Origin of the sequence: Caballeronia sp. DA-9 (genome assembly GCF_051615025.1) — a bacterium.
Classification (GTDB): domain Bacteria; phylum Pseudomonadota; class Gammaproteobacteria; order Burkholderiales; family Burkholderiaceae; genus Caballeronia; species Caballeronia sordidicola.
On the sequence record NZ_CP195133.1, the window covers coordinates 938,331 to 957,627 of the forward strand.

Here is a 19,297-nt window from a genome sequence, read left to right on the forward strand (position 1 = left end):
CTTTTGGCAAAGCGGTGATTATAACGACGCGCGTAACGCGAATCTGGATCGGTCGCCAATATCCATTGAGAGCAAAACAGATTGAATAGGGCAATATCAGCCGATAAAAGAAAAATGGGACGCCAGCCATCAGCCTGCGTCCCATAAACGCTCTTGTCGGGGTGGCAAGAGCGGAGAGAATGTCGAAAGCAAAACGCAATGCCACGTTTGGCGATTTGTATAACGCGCAAACGTTTGAACAAACGCACAGGGCTAATGAAAGATTTATCGGCTAGTGTTAGAGAGTTCCGAATGTGCGGCGGTGTTTACTTCAAACGTACCGGGAGAGTTTCTCAGCTCGTGACTATCTCAAAAGCGACGACGGCTGCAATGGCGCCCAGATTGGCAATCAGCGCCTCAAGCACAATGCCGGGCCAGCTCGTCGTCCGGAAAAGCACAGCCAGCACGAGTGCGCTGAATAAGGCGATAGCAATCATCGTGACAACATGGGCACTGTGAAGATGAATCCGCACGATTGCCTCATTTATGTGCAAAGTTTTTTTGAGTATAGAAAGCGAGCGCCGGTACGCAAGTTGCGATTCTCCGGAAAAGATCAACGCCGCAGCCGTTCTAGCGTTAAGCGAATAATCTGACGGGAATTTTTGGAAGACATCTAGTACTAACCCGAGTTTGAACTGAACCCGCAAATTTGACCGGATTTGGCTGCCATTTGGTCTCTTTCGTATTTCTTGCAGACACGTTATTTCTTCGGAGTTGCATTCATGAGTTCGCCGAATCGCCGTTCCCTTGAAGTCGATTTCTTTCGGGGACTCGTGCTGCTCGTGATTGCCGTCGATCACATCTCCGGAAGCGTCTTGTCCCGCTTCACGCTTCATAGCTACGCGTTTTGCGATTCCGCCGAAGTATTCGTGTTCCTTGGCGGCTATGCGTCGGCTGCCGCCTATACGTCGATAGAGACGAGCCGCAGTCACACTGCCGCTTGCCGGCGATTCCTCAAGCGCAGTTGGGAAATCTATCGCGCGTATCTGTTTACGGCCGTGATGATGTTGCTGGGCGGCGCTTTGCTCATGTGGTTGCGGGTCGATACGCCCATGCTGCAAATCACCGAATGGCCGGCGTTCCTGGCGCGTCCGCTCGGCCTTTCGTTCGATATCGCCACGTTGCGGCATCAGCCATATTTGTCGTCGGTGTTGCCGATGTACGCCATGTTCGCGCTCGCCGTACCTTTTGTCGTGCCGCTTGCACAGCGCAAACCTGTTGTCGTGCTGTTCGGCAGCCTGGGCATGTGGTTGTTTGCGTCGTCGCTTGCGCAATGGCTGCCCTCCGCCTACGCCGAAGGCTGGTCGTTCAACCCGTTCGCGTGGCAACTGATGTTCGCGCTGGGAATACTTTCGCGCGTCCAGCCGATCAGCGCGGAATTCCACAACTCGAAAACGGCGCGCTGGCTGACGCGTGCCGCCATTGTCGTGTTCCTGACGTTCGCTTTTGCCAAGCTGTTCCTCGAGACGCAGGCGCCGCCCGGATACATGAAGCAGAACCTCGCGACGCTGCGCATCGTGAGTTTTGTCGTGGTCGCGTGGCTGTTTGCGCAAGCGGTCCATGCAGGCTGGATTCGCGCGATCGCGCAGGCTTTGCCCAGCGTGGTGAATGTGGGCAAGCAAGGGCTTGTCTGTTTTATCGCGGGCGCGTGCATGTCGCTTGTCATCGACACAGCTTTGCGCGTGGTCTCGCTCGGGTCGTACCAGTGGATGGCGGGATTGGGCGGCGACGCCATAGCGATTGGCAGCCTGATCTGGCTCGCCGCCTTTTGGCGTGACAGGAAGGAGGCGCAGCGTACCCGGGTGCCCAAGCATCCCGCCGTGCCGGCGCATGTGGCTAACCGGCGGGATCAGTAACGTGCGGGGTTAAAGCTTGATTTCCCGTGTCTCGCGCATACAGAGCACGCCGATCAGGCTGATCGCCGCCGCCACCGAAACATAGCCGCCGACCCACGTCAGGCCGCCGCGATTCGCCAGCAATTGCGCAATGTAAGGCGCCACCGACGCACCCAGAATCCCGCCCAGGTTGTACGCCACGCCTGCGCCCGTGTAGCGCACGTTGGTCGGGAACAACTCAGGCAGGAGCGCGCCCATGGGGGCGAACGTCACGCCCATCAGGAACAGTTCCATGGTCAGGAACAGCGCGACTGAAGCCGTGTTGCCGCTGCCGAGCAACGGCGCCATCGCAAAACCGGAGGCGATCGCTGCGATGCAACCCACGATCAGCACCGGACGGCGGCCGAATTTATCGCTGGCGAGTGCGGACAGAGGCGTGGCAATCGCCATGAAGACCACGGCGAAGCACAACAGGCCCAGGAATTTCTCACGCGTGAAATGCAGAGTCGACACGCCGTATGAAAGCGAGAAGACCGTCGAGATATAAAAGAGCGTATAGCAGACGATCATCGCGATCGCGCCGAGCAGCGTCGGCCCGAGATAGCGGCTCAGCAGCGTTGCTACGGGCACGCGCACACGCTCGTGCTTTTCCACCGCCGCGCGAAACGCCGGCGTTTCCGCGATTTTCAGGCGCACATATAGGCCGAGCACCACCAGCACCGCGCTCACAATAAACGGCACGCGCCAGCCCCAACTGCGGAATTGTTCGTCGGTGAGGGAAAGCGCCAGGCCGAAAAACAAGCCGTTCGATGCCAGAAATCCCACCGACGGCCCCAGTTGCGGGAACATTCCAAACCAGCCGCGCTTGCCCTGCGGTGCATATTCGGTTGCGAGGAGCGCAGCGCCGCCCCATTCGCCGCCCAGGCCGATGCCTTGTCCGAATCGCAGGATGCACAGCAGCACCGGCGCCAGGCTGCCAATGGACGCATAACCCGGCACGAAGCCGATCAGCGTCGTGGAAACGCCCATGACCAGAAGGGACGCGACCAGCGTCGATTTTCGTCCGATCCGGTCGCCGAAATGGCCGAACACGAACGAGCCGATTGGCCGGGCGATAAACGCGATGCCGAACGTCACAAACGCCGACAGCGCTTGCGCAGCGGGCGAGCTATGCGGGAAAAAGACCGGTCCGATAACGAGCGCGGCGGCTGTGGCATAGACATAAAAGTCATAGAACTCGATTGCCGTACCGATAAAACTCGCGAAAATGACGCGGGCACTGCTCATTTTGGCATCGCTCGCGGGCGATGCAGGCAGTGAAGGTGAAGCTGACGACATGGCGTCTCCGTTTTGGCCATCGCGCGCGGTTGTACGCGCTGCGGGACATTTCGATTAAGCGAACGAGGCGAACAAGCCAGATGGGGCAAGCAGACTGCGTCGACCTGCGCATGGGTGCGTCGCGGTATCGAGCGGGCGGGCGCATCGCACGGGCGCCGGTTGGGCGACCACGATGGCTTGGCCGGCATGGCCGGCGAAAAGGGGTATCGAAAATTATAACGAGCGCGGGTCGCGACCGGCAAGGAACTGTTTCTATAAGTGCGACGAAAGTTCCATTAATCGATAGTCGTCGCCTGCGGCGAATGCGCGCTTCTTAGCTGGAACTGGCCGTTGTCGTTGAAGAGCCAGTCTTCGAAGAGTTCGAGGTGTCCGTTGCCGTCGAGCAGCCGCGTGGGCGGCGCGGGCAGCGGGGACGCGCGGCGCAGCGAGGCGAGTGCAGTTGCTTCGGCTTCGTCGTCGCCATTGGTTCGATACACGGACGAATGGAGCACGCGGCCGTTGCGGTCTACGGTGTAAGCGACCACGACGAGCGAGCGGAGCATCGCTTGCGGCGTGCCTTTGAGCACCAGCGACGGATTGCGCTCGAAAATATGCTGCGCCACGCGCACCTTGTATTGATCGAGCGTCGCGCTGCTGACGGCGGCTGCGGGTTTCGGCGATTCGAGCGCGCTTGGCGGCGGGGTGATCGTGCACGCGGCGAGGAGGGCGGACAGCGCGATGCCCGGCATGAGCTGCGTGATTTTCAGGCTGAGAGTCATGGCGATAAAACTCCGGGGAAATCGCTGCATCAATCTCAACCATATATAACGATGAACGCCGGGTCCATGTCTTGCTGCCCTAATTGCATTCCCAAGTTTGCACGATGCAAGGAGAGCACCATGAGCCAGGATCCGTCAGACCTGAACAATCCGCAGCCTGCGGAACACAGTGACAACGAGGCGAGCAAGATGCCCGAACGCGACGACGAACACCGCAAGCAGGCGCCGAGCGACCAGCCCGGGAAGAAACCTGGGGAAGGGGAGCCCGACGTGGGGTGAGGGGTTTGGTGGTTGCGTTTAGTGTCAGGAGACCGTATCGGTATGGATGCGGGTTTTTTCATTGCGGGAAGCATTGTTGCGACGACAAAATACGTCGCGATTACTATAGCCGCAGCGCAGCACGGATAATCGCATCAAAAGCATGATCGCGCGCTGGGAACGGGGTACCGCAAGGATGACTCGAGGGCGGAACGATGCGCTCGCCAGATGGGGTAGCAGTCTGAAACGCTCGTAGGACGGAGCGCTTTGCCCAATTGAAACGGCTACATGAGCCAAATTCCATACAGAAATGATGCGAACATTTCGTGGTCAATATCGCCTTTGGCGACATCAACAACTACTTCCTCTAATTCCGGAGTTCGCCGAATGGTAATGTTTTCACGTTCGAGATAAGTAAGGGCGCAGGCTAAGCCGGTGCGCTTATTCGCGTCATTAAACACGTGTCCTCGGGCGATGGCCACCGTGTACATGGCTGCGATTCCGAAAACGTCTGTGACGCCATTGTAGTGAGCGTGATTCTCGATCCGAACTAGGGCCGCTTCTACGCCTCCACGTCCACCTGCGGCGAAACCCGGGAGGCCACCCAAGTCGATCAGAATTTCGTCGTGGATTGTGATGACATAATCCAGATCAAGCATTACCGGTCTTTCAGGGCGGTAAGGACGTCACGATGTTCTGAAATCACTTTGCGGGCAGCGCGCAGCACATCCTCACGTTGCGAGGGGGTGGCTACGCTGACCGAAGATTTGGGAGAGATAATCTTGCGCGGGCCCAGCTTGATTCCATACAACTCAGTGATCGGCTTTGATTGGGTCACGATCGCACTCCGTTGGTTGACGCGTTCAGCCCGCGCTCCTGTGACAATTATACCCGCAAGTTTTGCGATATGAATCAGGCTCGAATCCGCGGATTTGCTAGTTATTTCATTGCCGCTGCCTGGCTTCAGTTCCGTTAGCATCTGGCAATGCCCGATGCTCTGGATAATTCATTCTTCGCGCGACTGACCGCAAACCTGCTTGAGCATCTTAAGCGGATGGCCCGTGGGTCGCACGGCGAGCAGTCGCTTGACGATCTCAAAGCGGAGGCATGGTTGGCCGCGCACACCATTCGCGAAGAGCAGGGCATTGACTTCGACCCGGAAGACGAAGCGTTTCAGCGTGCGATTTTGTCGAATCTCAGCAAAGCTTTTGGCAAATTTGCGAATCGCAAAATGCGATTCGCCATCAGACTGGATCAAGAAGATATTGGTGACAACGGTGACCGCGCGCCGAATGCGATTGCCGCTCGCCTCGCTGCATCCGATGGCTACCAGCCCGAGATTGCAGCTGAAAGAGCAGAGGAATTTGCCTCACGAGATCGATACATCCTGCAACGCTTCACGGAGGCCGTGGCATACCTTCGCACCCTCGATCATTTCGATCACGATAAACGCGCAATCGCGGCACATCTGGCAATTCCAATTAGTACACTAGATGCAAGATTACGTCGTGCGGAGATGTTGGCGGACGCTCAGCCGTCAATATTTGATGGAGTCGAAATGGTGGCCGCCGACTTTGTCCCCAAAGTTGGAAATGTGATGAAAACGTCGTTATCCAAAAGGGCAAGGTTCCGGAGGTTCTGCGCAACAAGCAGGCCATCGCAACCGCAGTTTTTTTCTCGTTGGGGCGCAGTTTTCGCAAGGCACTAGGCTAACTCGCGCCGATGGTTACGTGTTAGGCAACCGCGAATGATTTCGCTAGAACTTTGGACGAAGGCTTCGGAGCATGCTTCTGTAAGGCGCAACCCAGCGGAGTTAAAGCCTTTGATGGTGCGGAATTTTGGCGGAAGCGGTGAGATTCGAACTCACGGACGAGTCACCCCGTCGCTAGTTTTCAAGACTAGTGCCTTAAACCGCTCGGCCACGCTTCCACGTTTCACACTCAGCAACTGCACGACTACTGGAACAGCGCGCTTGAAACGGCGCACCTTTCCGGGTAGGGTAGCCCTACATCCTTATGGATGAAGGGCCCCCTAAGAACTGTACGTGCGAGTTTCCCCGCATACAGCTCAAGCCTACGGACAAAGCTCCATTCAAAATAAAGCCGGCTTCGTTACAACAAGTTTTCCCACGTGCACCTGCTGGTGGCAATGCGGGTGAAGCAAAACTCTGTTGGACAGCGTGTCTTTGCCACCATGCATCCGATACTCCAGATGATGATCGTGCCAACCCGTCTCGTCCGTCAGCGCCGTGCCGCAGTGCGCACACAATCCGCCCTGTGACATATACAGCGTGGACCATTGCCTACGATAGCGCATTGTTTCCCACATGCGATCCTGCCGCAATTTCTCGCCGTACTGCTCCCATATCGGATCAAATGGATTGAATTCCGCTTTGATCTTCAGGTGTCGCTTGATGACTGTTCCGCTGATTTGGTATAGCTCAAGCAACCCCCTGCTGCCGTCCCGCTTTACCACAGGAACGGCGAATACCCATTGACGATCACCGATTGAATGAAAGTACTTCTTTTTCACCCAATCGGCGCCCTTCTGCGGGTGCCGCCGCTTCGACCATCGCCAGAGTTTCTGAAACACCAAATGCTCCGTGCGACTGTACGCTTGTTTAGCCACCACGGGACTGTGGTACTGCGCCCAGCCCCGAAGCATCGGATTCAGCAATTGGATCAGATCCTCCTGCTTTACCGTCTTGTTACCGCTGATCGTATCCGCCACCTTGCGATAGAACGCTTGCGCGTTTTTCTTGCTCGGTTTGATGAGCAGCTTTCCCGAGTACTTCCGGAAATTCCACCCAAGGAAATCAAAGCCTTGCTCTATGTGAGTGATCCGCGTTTTCTCCTCGGATAGTTGCAAACCCCTAACCGCGAGGAAGGCCTCTATCCAGGGTCGGACTTCGTTAACTAGTACCTCTTGCGAGTCACCGGTTATGACGAAGTCGTCCGCGTACCGCACCACATGAATCTTTAGCTTCTTGGTTTTTGCGATCCCGAATTTAGCACCGAGGCGCTCAATCAGTTCACGCTCCAACCCGTTCAACGTCACATTGGCCAACGTGGGGGAAATGATGCCCCCCTGCGGCGTACCGGCCGTCGTCGCCTGCAACTGACCTTGGTAAATCAGGCCAGCCTTCAACCACTTCCGGAGAATCGCCGTGTCCATTGGGACATTGCGTTCCAGCCAGTCATGGTTGATGTGGTCAAAGCACCCCTTGATATCCGCTTCCAAGACCCATTGGGCTGAACCCTTCTGAGACATGGAAACAAAAATCTGGGACATGGCATCGGCCGTTGAGCGATGACTCCTGAACCCATATGAGTTCGGGTCGCTCGTGGACTCTGCCACTGGCTCCAAGGCCAGCAAGTACAGAGCTTGCATCGCTCTGTCATGCATGGTCGGAATGCCCAGAGGGCGCTCCTTCCCATTGGCCTTGGGGATAAAGACCCTTCTTAAAGGCAGAGGCCTGTATCCATGCCGCTTCAACCGATCGACAGCAAGCCGTCGACTTTCAGGCGAATCCCATAGTTCACGATCGACTCCAGCCGTTCGCGCACCCTGGTTTTGCGTAACACGTCGTACCGCATGCAACTTGGCGGACAACGTGCGGGTCAGCATCCGTTGCAAGGCTTTGACCCTGCGCCATTTGCCTTCCCGCGTCGCCTTCGCAATTCGAATCTGCATCCCTCTCACGTTTCGTTCAACCCGACGCCAATCTACGGCGTACCAATCGTCCGGCGCGTGGGAGAGCGCAGATCCAGTCTTCCGACCAGATACTTTCATGCTGCTCTCCTACTTGGAAAAGTCCCGAGCAGAAGGCGCATCTCCCCTAGCGGGGTAGATACACCCCGCTAGGGAACAAAAAACACCTCAGTACGGGCGCATGCACCCGTACCTAACCAAGACACAGAGGGTAGTCAGCCGTCTTGCGACGGTAGACCAGACGGAAGTCTGCCCGCTTTCGCGTGGAGTGATGTCTCAACTCCTATCCGGACCATTACAGCCCGACGTTCGCTTTTTCCGTCCTCCCATACCCGCATAATCAACAGCGTTCCTTACGGTCCGCCTGCCAGTCAAACCGCACTGGCAACCATACGGGCTTACCACGTTCCCGGCATGTCACACGACTGACTTAGGTTCTGCCTCTTCACCGGCGGTCATATAAAACGACGCATTCCGAGCCTTGAACGGAATGACCAACCGCACACCTTTTGGTTAATGCCTAGCAGCAGCTTGGGCACCTCAATACTCACGGTGTTTAACAGCAGTTCACATAAGTTAACCATATCAGCCAGCCTAGCTCCTCAACCCCTTCGCTGCTAGGAGTCTCCAGATGAACATCTCACGACGTGCATCTGCCCGAACGTCCGGGGGCTACATTGTCGGAAGAGCTTCACACCCCACCGTTACCAGTGACGCATGTCTTCCTAGGCTACTGCTAGTCGTATAGCAGGTTCACTGTCCGCTTCTGAACCGCAGAGGCGGGGCGAACAATGACACACCGAGCTTTCGCTCGAAACGCAGCAGACCCAGCGTTGATAACGCGGGGAATTGCAAACGTCATTCCGCCCTGTCGGCGGAAATGAAGCCGCTGATAGGGCGGGACCTGACGGTAATCAGGACAATGCAATGCGATTCGCGGTGTTAAACGACATACCGAGAATCGCCTATGGCGAAACCCAATACACCCACCGGGCTTCGCTTGCTACAAAAGTGCCAACCCAAGGGGTCAGCCTATGGACAGTATTCACCGTCGAATCGATGCGACGTGTCGCACCAAGGCGCGTATTGTAGCGCAACTTCGCCGCCGGTTTAAGCCTTCGAAAGCGCGTCATCCTTCCAGCGATTTCGTCGCACGCAAACCGGGAAACAAGCGCATCCAGAGCAGCGCCACAACAATCGTTCCCGCTCCGCCAATCAACACCGCCGGCACCGCGCCAAACAGGCCCGCAGTCATCCCCGACTCGAATTCGCCCAGTTGATTCGATGTCCCGATAAACAGCGAGTTGATCGCGTTGACCCGTCCACGCATGTCATCGGGTGTTTGCAGTTGAACGAGCGAGTTGCGCACCACCACGCTGATCACATCCGACGCGCCCAACGTGCCGAGCGCCAACGCGGATATGACAATGTTGCGCGATAACCCGAACACGATCGTCGCAATGCCGAACGCGATCACGCCGCCAAAGAGCGCCGTCCCCGCGCGCTGCCGCAACGGAAAATGAGCCAGATAAACCGATCCGGCCAGCGCGCCGACCGCGGGCGCCGCGCGCAGGATTCCGAGCGCCCAGGGCCCGGCATGCAGAATGTCGCGCGCGAATACCGGCAGCAAAGCCGTCGCGCCGCCCAGCAGCACCGCGAACAGATCCAGCGACAATGCGCCCAGAATCACGGGCTTGCGTCGAATGAAAGCAATGCCCGAGAACAGCGATTCGAACGAAACCGGCGTACGCATGCGCACCGCTTGCTCGATTTTGATCGATGAAACCAGCAGCGCCGCCGCAACGAACGCCACCGATACCGCCCCGTACACCACGAGCGCGCCGAGCCCGTAGAGCAGCCCGCCCATCGCGGGGCCGAGAATCTGCGCGGTCTGGTTCGCGGACGTGGACCACGCGGTCGCGTACTGCAACTGCGCGCGCGGGATCAGGTTGGGCAGGAGCGCGGACATGGATGGCGATTCGAACGCCCGCGCCGATCCCGCAACGGCGGCGATCACATAGATCAGCTCTTGACTGGTTATTCCGCGCCATGTCGCAATGCACAAGGTCAACGCCGCCACGCCCTGAATTGCCTGGCAAACGAACGCAATCACGCGCCGGTCGTAACGGTCGGCCACGTGGCCGACCACGAGCGTAAGCAGGAACATGGGCAGGAACTGGGCGAGGCCAACGAGCCCGAGCGCGAACGCGCTATGCGTGATCGAATAAATCTGCCAGCCGATGGCGACCGACATCATCTGGAACGCCACCGACGACATCACCCGAGCGCTCCAGAAGAGCGCAAAGGGCCGGTGGCGCATGACCGACCCGGGCGGCAACGCAGGTGAAGAGGCGCTCAATTAACGGTTGTCCTTGATCGTTTTCGAGTCGGGATTCTTGAGGAACAGCGCCTGCAGATCGTTGAGAAAATCCTGGCCGCGCTGCGTGGGCGCAATGGTTTCAACATCGCGCGTGATCAGGCCGCGCTTTTCGGCTTCGACCAACGCAGATTCGATCGCGGACATGGCCAGACCCGTTCGTTCGTTAAACGAATGCACCGGAAAACCTTCGACGAGGCGCAACGTGTTGAGCATGAATTCGAAAGGCAGGTCGCGCGGACCCACTTCATGTTCTTCCTGGACCGCCGCACCCGCGAGCGCTTCGTCCATGTACGTGCCGGGATGTTTGTATCGAACCTGACGCACGATCTTTTGCGGAAAAGACAGCTTGGTATGCGCGCCCGCACCAATGCCGAGATAGTCGCCAAAGCGCCAGTAATTCAGGTTGTGCCGGCTCTTCCTGTTCGGCTTCGCGTAGGCCGACACTTCATAGCGCTCGTAACCCGCCGAAGCGGTACGCTCGTGAATCCAGTCCTGCATGTCGGCCGAGGCGTCGTCGTCGGGAACGGGCGGCGGGTACTTCGCGAACATCGTGTTCGGCTCGAGCGTCAGGTGATACAGCGACAAATGCGGCGGCGCGAAACTGATCGCGGTGTCTATATCGGCGCGGCATTCGTCCAGCGTCTGCTCGGGCAGTGCGAACATCAGGTCGAGATTGAAGTTATCGAAGTTTTTCGCGGCGATTTCCACGGCCTCGCGCGCTTGCGTTGCATCGTGAATCCGGCCGAGTGCTTTCAAATGCCGCTCGTTAAAGCTCTGGATTCCTATCGATAAACGGCTTACCCCGCTCGCCCTGAACTGCGCGAACTTCGCGGCTTCGAACGTGCCGGGATTCGCTTCGAGGGTGATCTCGGCGTCGGCGTCCAGCGGCAGCAACGTGCGGGCATCGGAGAGAAGGCGGTCGAGTCCCTTCGCCGAGAGCAAACTGGGCGTGCCTCCGCCAATAAAAATGGAATGAACCTGACGGCCCCAGACCATTGGCAACGCGTGTTCGAGGTCGGCGCGCAACGCATCGAGATACCGGTCTTCAGGGAACGTCTGGCCTTTCCACTCGTGCGAATTGAAATCGCAGTACGGGCACTTCTTCACGCACCACGGGAAATGCACATAAAGCGATAACGGCGGCAGCGACGTCAGGCGGATACTGCCCGGCGACGTGAACGCCTTCACGACGTTGATCGTTTGAGGACCCGGATTCACGAGACGTCCTTCAGCCGTTCCAGCAAATGCCGAAGCGCGATTGCGCGATGGCTGTTGGCGTTCTTGATGGCGGGATCGAGTTCTGCGGCGGTTTTTCCAAGCGATGGCACGAAGAAATGCGCATCGTAGCCAAAACCATTTGCACCGCGCGGAGCATCCAACACTTCGCCGTGCCAGCGGCCCTCTGCAATCAGCGGCTCGGGATCGTCGGCATGACGAACGAGCACGAGCACGGAGAAGAAATACGCGCGGCGGTCGGTTTCATTCGCGAGGTCGGCAACGAGCCGCGCGTTGTTCGCGGCATCGTTTTTTTCGCCGCCGTTCTGCAACTGCGCATAGCGCGCGGAATAGACGCCGGGCGCGCCGCGCAATGCGCGAACGCAGAGGCCGGAGTCGTCGGCGAGCGCGGGAAGTCCGGTTGCCTTCGATGCATGCCGCGCCTTCGCCAGCGCATTTTCCACGAACGTCACGTGTGGTTCCTCGGCTTCCGACACGCCGAGTTCGCCTTGTGTCACCAGGTCTGTGCCCGCCGTGCTCAACAGCGCCGCAAACTCACGCAACTTGCCCGCGTTGTTCGACGCAAGCACGACGCATTTCAACGCAATATCAGACACTGAGCAACTCCAGCGCGACCTTCTGCTTCGCTATCAATGTTTCTATACCGCTTTGCGCCAGATCCAGCAGAGCGTTCATTTCGGCGCGCGTGAAAGGCACGCGTTCTGCCGTTCCCTGCACTTCGACAAAACCGCCTGCGCCCGTCATCACGACGTTCATGTCGGTATCGCATTGCGAATCTTCGTCGTAGTCGAGATCGAGCACCGGCTGGCCGTTGTACACGCCCACGGAAATCGCCGCGACAAATTCGTTGATCGGCGATTCCGCGATTTTTCCGGCTGCGATGAGCTTGGTAACGGCATCGTGGGCCGCGACGAATGCGCCCGTGATGCTCGCGGTGCGCGTGCCACCATCGGCCTGGATCACGTCGCAATCGATATGCAGCGTGCGCGCACCGAGTTTGTTCAGGTCGAACACGGAACGCAGCGCGCGCCCGATCAGGCGCTGGATTTCCTGCGTACGTCCGGTCTGTTTGCCGCGCGCCGCTTCGCGGTCGTTGCGGGTGTTTGTCGCGCGCGGCAGCATGCCGTATTCCGCGGTGAGCCAGCCTTGATCGCGGCCGCGCAGGAATTCGGGCACACGCTCCGAAATGCTCGCGGTGCAGATCACTTTGGTGTCGCCGAATTCGACGAGGACCGAACCTTCCGCGTGCTTCGTGTAATGACGCGTGATGCGCACGTCGCGCAACTGGTTCGCGCGACGGCCGCTGGGGCGTGAAGACGGGGCGGGCGAGGTCAGCGGGGAATCTGTCATGGAGGCGATCAGGTGAAAAAGCGGTGAAGGGGGGCCGGACGCTGGCCAGAGCACAAATTTTATCCGCAATCGGCATGAACGGCTGACTGGCGCGTTCGCCGCCAGCGCGCCAAGCTCCGCGTTTCCCGGGCGATACCGGCAAAAATGGGATAATGCCAGCTTCCTCGCCCGGCCAACATTGCATGCCATTCGCGCAGCTTCACGCCGGGCGTACTGAAGTGAACTGGCCGGGCGGTGCACGCGGTAAATGCATGCGCGCATATGGCCTTCAAAACGGACGCGATAATGATCTACAGCATGACAGGCTACGCCAGCGCCACGCGCGAGGTAGTGTCGGACGGCGCGGGCGCAAATGGTTCGGGCGTGGGAGTATCGGTGGAATTGCGCACGGTGAATTCGCGCTTTCTCGACATGAACTTCCGCATGCCGGAAGACGTTCGCTCGTGTGAACCGCAATTGCGCGAAATGCTGATGAACAAGCTCTCGCGCGGCAAGGTCGATATCCGTATCAACCTGAACCGCGCCGAGCAGACGACCATTTCCGGCGTGCTCAATCGCGATGCCCTGTCGCAGCTCGCCGCGCTGGAGCGATCGGTGCTCGACGTTTTCCCGGATTCGGAACGCATGCGCACCGGCGAAATCCTGCGCTGGCCGGGCATTTTGTCGGAGAGCGGGGTATCGGCGGAAACGTTGCGCGACGCCGTGCTGGCGTGCGGCAAGCAGGCCATTGCGGAACTCATCGACGTGCGCGCCCGCGAAGGCGCCGCGCTTGGCGCCGTCCTGATCGCGAACGTGACGGAGATGGAGGCCATCGTCGCGCGCATCACGCCGCTCGTGCCCGAATTGATCACGAAGCATCAGCAGAAGATCGTGGAGCGCCTGCAGATTGCGCTTGGGATTGCCGCGCCAGAAAACACCACGGGCACGACGCAAAGCAGCATTCCACGCGAGGAAGTCGCTGAACGGATTCGCCAGGAAGTGACCATGTACGGCATCCGTATCGATATCAACGAGGAATTGCAGCGCCTCACTGCGCATTTGACGGAAACCCGTCATGTGCTGCAAAAGGGCGGCAAGGTCGGCAAGCGGCTCGACTTCATGATGCAGGAACTCAATCGCGAAGCGAACACGCTCGGCTCGAAAGCGGCCGCAAAAGAACTCGCGGATGCATCGATGACGCTGAAACTGCTCATCGAACAGATGCGCGAGCAAGTGCAGAACCTGGAGTAAAGGCGCAATGAACGACGCTCAACGCAACACTTACGCCGGCGTTTATCCGGGCAATCTGTTCATGGTGGTAGCGCCTTCGGGCGCGGGCAAGTCCACGCTGGTGAACGCACTGCTCGCGCAAGATGCGGCCATCCGACTGTCCGTGTCGTACACCACGCGCGAGCCGCGTCCGGGCGAGCAAGACGGCGTGCAATACCATTTTGCTTCCGTCGATGATTTCATGGCGCGTCACAACGCCGGTGAATTCCTCGAAAGCGCCGAAGTGCACGGCAATTACTACGCGACGTCGCGCGTATGGATTGAAGAACAGATGAAAAGCGGCCATGACGTGCTGCTCGAAATCGACTGGCAAGGCGCGCAGCAGGTCAAGAAACGCTTTCGCAATGCGGTGGAGATTTTCGTTCTGCCGCCGTCGCTGGATGCGCTGGAAGAGCGTTTGAAAAAGCGCGGGCAGGATGCGCCGAACGTGATCGTGCGCCGTTTGCTCGCTGCCGGCAGCGAGATGGCGCACGCGCCGGAGGCCGAATATGTGCTGATCAACGAGAACTTCGAGCAGGCGCTGACGGAATTGCGCTGTCTCGTTGCTGCGACACGCCTGCGGTTTGGTTCGCAATATGCGCGCCATACGCAGCTGTTCGTCGAGTTGGGAATACACTCGCCGCACGCCGAGTGAGCGGGCTTTCCGGTCACATAAGGTAGAATGAAGAACATATCGAGAAGGAATCAACCATGGCCCGCATCACTGTCGAAGACTGTCTGAAAATGATCCCCAATCGCTTCGAGCTCGCGCTCGCGGCAACGTACCGTGCGCGTCAACTCGCTCAAGGCCACACGCCGAAGATCGAAAGCCGCGACAAGCCGACCGTTGTAGCGTTGCGTGAAATCGCTGCCGGTCAGGTCGGTGTGGAAATGCTCAAGAAGGTTCCGGTCTAGGTTTTGATCCGGTTACCGGCCAGGGCAATTTTCGAATCAATGCGCATCTTTGTTAAAGCGACAGCTAACCACGGAGGCGACCATGAATCCAGTTCCATCGTCCGTCTCTGTGGACCCGCATCACGACGTGCTCAGCACTGAAACCGATGCAGATGCGCATATCGAGCTCAACGCTGAAAACCACGCGCACGACCACGATCAAGATGGAAATTCTCCATCGGCCGCGCGCAAGTACATAGATGCGGTTCTCGAACAGTCGTTTCGCCATCTGTTCGGGCCAACCGCCACGCCGGAGAAACCGCGCCGTCACGATGTCGTTTCCATCGCGAAACTGACGACTGAACTGGCCGCGTATCTTTCGCCGGAAGAAATCAAGCAGGTCAAACAGGCTTTCCATTTCAGCGACGAAGCCCATCTCGGGCAATATCGGCAGAGTGGCGAGCCGTACATCACGCATCCGGTCGCGGTCGCGGAAATCTGCGCAAGCTGGAAACTCGACGATCAATCCATCATGGCGGCGTTGCTCCATGACGTGATCGAAGATCAGGGCGTGACGAAAACCGAAATTGCGGAACGGTTCGGGCCGAAGGTCGCGGAACTTGTCGACGGCTTGTCGAAGCTGGACAAAATGGAGTTCCGCAATCGCGAGGAAGCGCAGGCGGAAAACTTCCGCAAGATGCTGCTCGCCATGGCGCGCGACGTGCGAGTGATCCTCGTCAAGCTGGCTGACCGCTTGCACAACATGCGCACGCTCGGCGCCGTGCCGGCGGAGAAGCGGCGTCGCGTGGCGCGCGAGACCATCGACATTTACGCGCCCATTGCGCACAGGCTCGGCCTGAACAATACGTATCGCGAACTGCAGGACTTGAGTTTCGCGAACTTCAATCCGCATCGCTATGCCACGCTCGAGCGCGCAGTCAAGGCCGCGCGGGGCAATCGGCGTGAAGTGGTCGGCAAGATCATGGAGGCGGTCCAGCGCACGATTGCCGACGCGAAGATCAAGGCGGACGTCACCGGGCGCGAGAAAACCATCTTCAGCATCTACAAGAAGATGCGCGACAAGCAGTTGTCTTTTTCGCAAGTGCTCGACGTGTACGGATTTCGCGTGGTGCTGGATACGGCGCTCGAGTGCTATACGTGCATAGGCGCATTGCATGCGCTCTACAAGCCGGTGCCGGGCAAGTTCAAGGACTACATCGCGATTCCGAAGGTGAACGGCTATCAGTCGCTGCACACCACGCTCGTGGGTCCGTTTGGCGCGCCTATCGAATTCCAAATCCGCACGCGCAAGATGCATGAGATCGCGGAAGCGGGCGTTGCCGCGCATTGGCTGTACAAGAACGGTGGCGCGGATCTCAACGATGTGCAAAAGCGCGCGCATCAATGGCTCAAGTCGCTGCTCGACATTCAAAGCGAAGCAGGGGACTCCAGCGAATTCCTCGAACACGTCAAGATCGACCTGTTTCCGGACGCGGTCTACGTGTTCACGCCCAAGTCGAAAATCATGCCGTTGCCGCGTGGCGCGACCGCGCTCGACTTCGCGTATTCCATTCATAGCGATCTTGGCAACCAGTGTGTCGCGGTGAAGATCAACAACGAGTTGCTGCCGCTGCGCACCGAGTTGAAGAGCGGCGACATTGTTGAAGTGATTACCGCGCCGTATTCGAAGCCGAATCCCGCGTGGCTTGGGTTCGTGCGCACCGGTAAGGCCCGTTCGGCAATTCGTCACTACCTGAAGACGATGCGGCTGAATGAATCGGTGCAACTGGGCGAACGGCTTGTCGATCAAAGCCTCAAAGGCTATGGCCTGGCGCTCTCCGAAGTTACGCCGGAAGTGTGGGAAAAGCTGGTGCAATGGACCGGCAACAAGAGCCGTCAGGAAATCTTCGCGGACATCGGCCTCGGCCGGCGTGTCGCCGCGGTGATGGCAAAGCGCATTGAAGTGCTGATGACCGGACGGGACGACGACGATTCCCCGCGCGAAAGCTTCACCACGAACACCGCGCCGCCAGTCGTGATTACCGGTACGGAAGGCATGTCGGTGCAGTTGTCGGCGTGCTGTCGCCCGATTCCCGGCGACGACATCATGGGTTATATCGGCATTGGGCTCGGCATGGCGATCCACACCACCGAGTGTCGCGTGGCGCAGCGTATTCATAGGCGCGATCCCGGCCGCTGGATCGACGTTGCCTGGGCGCCGCAGCCCGGCCGCCTTTTCGACGTCGCCATCAAAGTGCTCGTGAGCACGTCGAAGGGCGTATTCGCCCGCGTGGCCGCTGATATCACGTCTGCCGATGCCAATATCGTCCACATTGCAATGGACGAGGACGTGACGCAGGAATCCACCGTCTTGCGTTTCGTGATCCAGGTCAGTGACCGCGTGCATCTGGCAAACGTGATGCGGCGTGTCAGGACGAATCCGGACGTGATGCGCATTGCGCGTGAACGGCCGAGTGACGAGCCACATCACCGCAACACCGAAGGCGGCATGCGGATCGATCGCGAACGCGGCGACTATTGACGCGACTGGCGTGGGCCTTGGCGCAGCTATTGGCTCGCGCGCAGAGGCTTTGATCGCCGCTGGAACGCGACCTGCGTGCCTTGTACCCATTCTGCGTACAACAAGGGGCACATATGAAAACATCGGAACTTGAAGGCGCCGAGCTCGACTATTGGGTCGCACGCGGGCTGCACGATTTCATCCGCGAAATCCATTTCACCGACGGCGGACAGACGCTCGCCATTCGCGGCAACGATCGCGGGCGGGCGTGGGACGGCCGATTTTTGCCGTCGTCGTCCTGGGAAGCTGCTTCGGTTGTGCTGGAGCGCGCCTGCCGGCTTGAGATGAGCGACCACGGGCGTGGAGAGGTTGTCTGCACGGCGGTATTCGGCAAGGACGGGCAGGAGGTGGCGGGGCGTGGTGCATCGTTGAGAATTGCGCTGCTTCGCGCTTTCCTGTTGCATGCGTTTGGAGAAACGGTGGACGATGATTATCCGCACCGGTCGCAAATGCTGCTGGGCGAACGAGCGGAGCCGCTGGGCGAACAGAGCGCGGTGGCATCGATTGAAGATGCGCCGGCACCGGATGGACGGATTGGGGATATAGGATCAGCCGCGCGGCAATAACCGGCGGCGCATTTGATCCAGGGACCGATCCCATGATTGCCGCAAAAACAAAAAGGGCCTTCCGCGAGGAAGGCCCTTCTTAAACTGGTGCGGCTGGCAGGATTCGAACCCACGACCCCTTGGTTCGTAGCCAAGTACTCTATCCATCTGAGCTACAGCCGCGCACAAGGCAACAATAAAGCGACGAAAAAACAGGGTAATACAAAAAACCAATGCAGGAAACGCTTCTTTGAAACTTTTTAAAACGTTTTGAAGAAGTGGTGCGGCTGGCAGGATTCGAACCCACGACCCCTTGGTTCGTAGCCAAGTACTCTATCCATCTGAGCTACAGCCGCACGCGAGACCAAGAGTATAGCCAAGCTCTCCCAAAAAAGGAAGCGCTGTGACGCAATTTGCGTAATGCCGATCTCCTTCGTGTTACCTTCAGAAAGGGGCGATCTCGCCTTCTACACGTCATTTTGAGCGGTTTGCACCATGAATAAAGCATTTGTCAAAGAGTCGGACGAAAGTGACGACGACCTGGATCTCGATCAGCCGCCCGGCGTTCCGCCTGGCACCAAGAACTACATCACGCCTGCTGGCCATCAGCGCCTGCGCGACGAATTGCTGCATCTACTCGATACGGAACGTCCGGACGTCGTAAAGCTGCTTTCCTGGGCGGCGTCGAATGGCGACAGGTCGGAGAACGGCGATTACATCTACGGCAAGCGCCGTTTGCGTGAAATCGACCGGCGTATCCGCTTTCTGACGAAGCGGCTTGACCTGGCCGAAGTGGTGGACAGCAGCAGGCAGGAGAACGTGGATCAGGTCTTTTTCGGTGCGACGGTTACTTATGCCGGCGAGGATGGAGAAGAGCAGACGGTGACCGTTGTGGGTGTCGACGAAGTCAACCTGGACATTGGACACGTAAGCTGGATATCGCCCATTGCGCGGGCGTTGCTCAAAGCGAAGGTTGGCGACACGGTGACATTGCATACGCCCGCAGGCGCGCAGCAGATCGATATTCTCGACGTGAGCTATCCGGCGAAGAATTGACGCTGCAGGAACTCGAGCCCGGAACGAAAAAAAGCGCCGCAAGCGGCGCTTTTTTCATATCGGTACTA

The 19,297-nt window shown here is 58.5% G+C and carries 19 protein-coding genes and 3 tRNA genes; 9 read left to right on the forward strand and 13 right to left on the reverse strand.

Annotated elements, in window-relative coordinates; translation table 11 throughout:
• Positions 1–332: 332 nt before the first annotated feature.
• Entirely contained in the window at positions 333–512 is a 180-nt protein-coding gene (locus ACRWA7_RS20440; protein ID WP_438395750.1) for a hypothetical protein, read from the reverse strand.
• Positions 513–761: 249 nt separating this feature from the next.
• Here ACRWA7_RS20440 and ACRWA7_RS20445 point away from each other — a divergent pair, with 249 nt between their 5' ends.
• A complete protein-coding gene (locus tag ACRWA7_RS20445) occupies positions 762–1,895 on the forward strand; it encodes an OpgC domain-containing protein (RefSeq protein ID WP_438395752.1) in 1,134 nt (377 codons plus the stop codon).
• Between the two features lie 9 nt (positions 1,896–1,904).
• Here ACRWA7_RS20445 and ACRWA7_RS20450 read toward each other — a convergent pair whose 3' ends face one another.
• Positions 1,905–3,212 (reverse strand): MFS transporter, encoded by a 1,308-nt coding sequence (locus tag ACRWA7_RS20450; RefSeq protein ID WP_060856893.1) that lies wholly within the window; start codon positions 3,210–3,212, stop codon positions 1,905–1,907.
• A gap of 275 nt (positions 3,213–3,487) precedes the next feature.
• Positions 3,488–3,970 (reverse strand): energy transducer TonB family protein, encoded by a 483-nt coding sequence (locus tag ACRWA7_RS20455; protein ID WP_438395754.1) that lies wholly within the window; start codon positions 3,968–3,970, stop codon positions 3,488–3,490.
• Between the two features lie 120 nt (positions 3,971–4,090).
• Here ACRWA7_RS20455 and ACRWA7_RS20460 point away from each other — a divergent pair, with 120 nt between their 5' ends.
• A complete protein-coding gene (locus ACRWA7_RS20460) occupies positions 4,091–4,249 on the forward strand; it encodes a hypothetical protein (RefSeq protein WP_167353930.1) in 159 nt (52 codons plus the stop codon).
• A gap of 263 nt (positions 4,250–4,512) precedes the next feature.
• Here ACRWA7_RS20460 and ACRWA7_RS20465 read toward each other — a convergent pair whose 3' ends face one another.
• Both ACRWA7_RS20465 and ACRWA7_RS20470 read right to left on the reverse strand, forming a co-directional pair.
• On the reverse strand, positions 4,513–4,887 hold the full coding sequence (locus ACRWA7_RS20465) for a type II toxin-antitoxin system death-on-curing family toxin (RefSeq protein ID WP_438395756.1): 375 nt from the start codon (positions 4,885–4,887) through the stop codon (positions 4,513–4,515).
• A complete protein-coding gene (locus tag ACRWA7_RS20470) occupies positions 4,887–5,207 on the reverse strand; it encodes a hypothetical protein (RefSeq protein WP_438395757.1) in 321 nt (106 codons plus the stop codon). Before ACRWA7_RS20470 ends, ACRWA7_RS20465 begins: the two co-directional genes overlap by 1 nt.
• A gap of 6 nt (positions 5,208–5,213) precedes the next feature.
• On the opposite strand from ACRWA7_RS20470, the gene ACRWA7_RS20475 reads away from it, so the two are divergent.
• On the forward strand, positions 5,214–5,936 hold the full coding sequence (locus ACRWA7_RS20475) for a hypothetical protein (RefSeq protein WP_438395759.1): 723 nt from the start codon (positions 5,214–5,216) through the stop codon (positions 5,934–5,936).
• A 131-nt stretch (positions 5,937–6,067) separates the two neighbouring features.
• On the opposite strand, the gene ACRWA7_RS20480 is transcribed toward ACRWA7_RS20475, so the two are convergent.
• The 6 genes from ACRWA7_RS20480 to rph all read right to left on the reverse strand — a co-directional run bounded on the left by ACRWA7_RS20480 (position 6,068) and on the right by rph (position 12,890).
• Positions 6,068–6,157: transfer RNA gene (locus tag ACRWA7_RS20480), tRNA-Ser, on the reverse strand.
• A 162-nt stretch (positions 6,158–6,319) separates the two neighbouring features.
• Positions 6,320–8,020: a group II intron reverse transcriptase/maturase gene (gene ltrA / locus ACRWA7_RS20485; protein ID WP_438395760.1), complete on the reverse strand. Its 1,701-nt coding sequence runs from the start codon at positions 8,018–8,020 to the stop codon at positions 6,320–6,322.
• Positions 8,021–9,068: 1,048 nt separating this feature from the next.
• Positions 9,069–10,259, reverse strand: a complete 1,191-nt coding sequence (locus ACRWA7_RS20490; protein WP_438396717.1) for an MFS transporter — start codon at positions 10,257–10,259, stop codon at positions 9,069–9,071.
• Between the two features lie 39 nt (positions 10,260–10,298).
• Complete coding sequence (hemW, locus tag ACRWA7_RS20495) at positions 10,299–11,537, reverse strand: radical SAM family heme chaperone HemW (protein ID WP_438395761.1); 1,239 nt, start codon at positions 11,535–11,537, stop codon at positions 10,299–10,301.
• Positions 11,534–12,151 carry an RdgB/HAM1 family non-canonical purine NTP pyrophosphatase gene (gene rdgB, locus ACRWA7_RS20500; protein ID WP_438395763.1) on the reverse strand — a complete coding sequence of 206 codons (618 nt, stop codon included), beginning with the start codon at positions 12,149–12,151 and terminating at the stop codon, positions 11,534–11,536. Before rdgB ends, hemW begins: the two co-directional genes overlap by 4 nt.
• Positions 12,144–12,890, reverse strand: coding sequence for a ribonuclease PH (gene rph / locus ACRWA7_RS20505; protein WP_438396719.1), 747 nt, complete (start codon positions 12,888–12,890; stop codon positions 12,144–12,146). Before rph ends, rdgB begins: the two co-directional genes overlap by 8 nt.
• Positions 12,891–13,190: 300 nt before the next feature.
• On the opposite strand from rph, the gene ACRWA7_RS20510 reads away from it, so the two are divergent.
• From ACRWA7_RS20510 to ACRWA7_RS20530, 5 genes are all read left to right on the forward strand, one after another.
• Positions 13,191–14,135 (forward strand): YicC/YloC family endoribonuclease, encoded by a 945-nt coding sequence (locus tag ACRWA7_RS20510; RefSeq protein ID WP_438395764.1) that lies wholly within the window; start codon positions 13,191–13,193, stop codon positions 14,133–14,135.
• 7 nt (positions 14,136–14,142) lie between these two features.
• Positions 14,143–14,808, forward strand: coding sequence for a guanylate kinase (gene gmk / locus ACRWA7_RS20515; protein ID WP_438395766.1), 666 nt, complete (start codon positions 14,143–14,145; stop codon positions 14,806–14,808).
• A 56-nt stretch (positions 14,809–14,864) separates the two neighbouring features.
• Entirely contained in the window at positions 14,865–15,068 is a 204-nt protein-coding gene (gene rpoZ, locus ACRWA7_RS20520; protein ID WP_031359151.1) for a DNA-directed RNA polymerase subunit omega, read from the forward strand.
• A gap of 82 nt (positions 15,069–15,150) precedes the next feature.
• A complete protein-coding gene (locus ACRWA7_RS20525; RefSeq protein WP_438395768.1) occupies positions 15,151–17,589 on the forward strand; it encodes a RelA/SpoT family protein in 2,439 nt (812 codons plus the stop codon).
• 113 nt (positions 17,590–17,702) lie between these two features.
• The gene (locus ACRWA7_RS20530) at positions 17,703–18,194 is read left to right on the forward strand and encodes a phage protein NinX family protein (protein ID WP_060856901.1); all 492 of its coding nucleotides are present in this window, start codon (positions 17,703–17,705) and stop codon (positions 18,192–18,194) included.
• A gap of 85 nt (positions 18,195–18,279) precedes the next feature.
• On the opposite strand, the gene ACRWA7_RS20535 is transcribed toward ACRWA7_RS20530, so the two are convergent.
• A tRNA-Arg gene (locus ACRWA7_RS20535) sits at positions 18,280–18,356 on the reverse strand.
• A gap of 96 nt (positions 18,357–18,452) precedes the next feature.
• Positions 18,453–18,529: transfer RNA gene (locus tag ACRWA7_RS20540), tRNA-Arg, on the reverse strand.
• Positions 18,530–18,668: 139 nt separating this feature from the next.
• On the opposite strand from ACRWA7_RS20540, the gene greB reads away from it, so the two are divergent.
• Complete coding sequence (greB, locus tag ACRWA7_RS20545; RefSeq protein WP_438395769.1) at positions 18,669–19,229, forward strand: transcription elongation factor GreB; 561 nt, start codon at positions 18,669–18,671, stop codon at positions 19,227–19,229.
• The last annotated feature ends 68 nt before the right edge of the window (positions 19,230–19,297 follow it).

Excerpts from the sequence above, each read along its gene's own strand:
- ACRWA7_RS20455 (WP_438395754.1), bottom strand. The coding sequence starts at position 3,970 with ATGACTCTCAGCCTGAAAATCACGCAGCTCATGCCGGGCATCGCGCTG.
- ACRWA7_RS20510 (WP_438395764.1), top strand. The coding sequence starts at position 13,191 with ATGATCTACAGCATGACAGGCTACGCCAGCGCCACGCGCGAGGTAGTG.
- greB (WP_438395769.1), top strand. The coding sequence starts at position 18,669 with ATGAATAAAGCATTTGTCAAAGAGTCGGACGAAAGTGACGACGACCTG.
- ACRWA7_RS20490 (WP_438396717.1), bottom strand. The coding sequence starts at position 10,259 with ATGCGCCACCGGCCCTTTGCGCTCTTCTGGAGCGCTCGGGTGATGTCG.
- ltrA (WP_438395760.1), bottom strand. The coding sequence starts at position 8,020 with ATGAAAGTATCTGGTCGGAAGACTGGATCTGCGCTCTCCCACGCGCCG.
- ACRWA7_RS20445 (WP_438395752.1), top strand. The coding sequence starts at position 762 with ATGAGTTCGCCGAATCGCCGTTCCCTTGAAGTCGATTTCTTTCGGGGA.
- ACRWA7_RS20475 (WP_438395759.1), top strand. The coding sequence starts at position 5,214 with ATGCCCGATGCTCTGGATAATTCATTCTTCGCGCGACTGACCGCAAAC.
- rpoZ (WP_031359151.1), top strand. The coding sequence starts at position 14,865 with ATGGCCCGCATCACTGTCGAAGACTGTCTGAAAATGATCCCCAATCGC.
- ACRWA7_RS20465 (WP_438395756.1), bottom strand. The coding sequence starts at position 4,887 with ATGCTTGATCTGGATTATGTCATCACAATCCACGACGAAATTCTGATC.
- ACRWA7_RS20470 (WP_438395757.1), bottom strand. The coding sequence starts at position 5,207 with ATGCTAACGGAACTGAAGCCAGGCAGCGGCAATGAAATAACTAGCAAA.
- ACRWA7_RS20530 (WP_060856901.1), top strand. The coding sequence starts at position 17,703 with ATGAAAACATCGGAACTTGAAGGCGCCGAGCTCGACTATTGGGTCGCA.
- ACRWA7_RS20460 (WP_167353930.1), top strand. The coding sequence starts at position 4,091 with ATGAGCCAGGATCCGTCAGACCTGAACAATCCGCAGCCTGCGGAACAC.
- gmk (WP_438395766.1), top strand. The coding sequence starts at position 14,143 with ATGAACGACGCTCAACGCAACACTTACGCCGGCGTTTATCCGGGCAAT.
- ACRWA7_RS20525 (WP_438395768.1), top strand. The coding sequence starts at position 15,151 with ATGAATCCAGTTCCATCGTCCGTCTCTGTGGACCCGCATCACGACGTG.
- ACRWA7_RS20450 (WP_060856893.1), bottom strand. The coding sequence starts at position 3,212 with ATGTCGTCAGCTTCACCTTCACTGCCTGCATCGCCCGCGAGCGATGCC.